This is a genomic window from Hydrogenivirga sp. 128-5-R1-1 (assembly GCF_000171895.1).
The window spans coordinates 1-1,253 of sequence record NZ_ABHJ01000429.1; the positions used below are offsets into that span (position 1 = coordinate 1).

The following is a 1,253-nucleotide window of genomic DNA, read 5'->3' on the forward strand; positions in this document are numbered from 1 at the left end:
ATCAAATCCAAGTGCAGCTCCAAACATTTTATAAACTATAGGATAAACAAACATTGCAGTTGTACCAAAAATAGTTACTGTTGCAACAGCCATGGCAGCATGGTGCATTTCAGCTTTTACGACCGGAGCAGTAGCAAGTACAGCAGATGCCCCGCAAATAGAACTTCCAGAAGACACTAAATAAGCCATTTTATCTTCAAGACCAAACCATTTTCGCGAAACCCATACTCCTATTATAAAAGTGGAACTTAGCATTATAGTATCTACTATTAATCCAATAAGACCTACTTCCATTACATTTTGAAATGTTAATCTAAAACCTAAAAATACTATAGCAATTCGCAGTATTTTCTTCAGAGAAAATGTTATTCCAGGTTTGAATGCATCTGAAAATTTTATTGTATTTCCAACTACTACGCCGATTAAAATAGCTAAAATTAAGGAACTAAAATGAAGTGTATTTTTTACAAAATCTAAACTTGCAAGGAACATAGCAAATAAAGCAACAGATACAGAAACAGCTATACCAGGAAGATATTTAAGCATAAAGAAGCCTCCACTATAAAATAATTAAAAAAATATTATAACTACATTTGAAAATTTATTTTTTGAAAAATTTTAATAGATGTATTGATAGTTTGAATAGGGGCAAAAGCCCCTTATATTAAAGGATTACGGACACTGGTCTGTGTGAGGAACTTTTCCAAGATTTAATAAAAATGCTTTAAAAGGTCCCATATTTTGCATTGCTTCTATTTTTGAACCTTTAAATGTCATTTTTGTCATAATTCCCATTCCCATAAATCCAAACTCACCACGTGCAAGTGATTTCCAGTTTTCATCAGTTGCGTACATGAGAAAATCTGGATTTGGGTCAACAGCCTTTCCACCATAAATGCATACTGCTTTACCATCTTTAGGAACTATATGAACCTCTACAGCCTTTTCCTTTCCCCCACAATCACTTCTATAAAAAGCTATGCTTCTATATTCTTTACCTTCTTTTATATTTTTAGCCCAGTCTGCAAGACCTTCTGTTAAATCTTCTGTTTTATTCCAGAGATTGCAGAACTCTTTTGCATACTCTGGAGACATAAATGGAGGCTGTGCATAAGACACTGCAAAAAAGCCGATTAATGAGAGTACTAAAACCTGTATTTTTTTCATTTTATCCCTCCACTATAATTGTATAAAAGGGGCACATAGCCCCTGAGTTATCTAAAATGTCCACTCTAAGCCAACACCGATAGAAT

Annotated in this window: 2 protein-coding genes; both read right to left on the minus strand. The window is 33.7% G+C overall.

Annotation, left to right across the window (positions count from 1 at the left end):
* The coding region (locus HG1285_RS00965) for a putative sulfate exporter family transporter (protein ID WP_008289512.1) at positions 1 to 546 on the minus strand (546 nt) is incomplete at its 3' end.
* A gap of 126 nt (positions 547 to 672) precedes the next feature.
* Positions 673 to 1,167: an SCP2 sterol-binding domain-containing protein gene (locus HG1285_RS00960; RefSeq protein ID WP_008289513.1), complete on the minus strand. Its 495-nt coding sequence runs from the start codon at positions 1,165 to 1,167 to the stop codon at positions 673 to 675.
* Positions 1,168 to 1,253 lie beyond the last annotated feature (86 nt).

Excerpts from the sequence above, each read along its gene's own strand:
- HG1285_RS00960 (WP_008289513.1), bottom strand. The coding sequence starts at position 1,167 with ATGAAAAAAATACAGGTTTTAGTACTCTCATTAATCGGCTTTTTTGCA.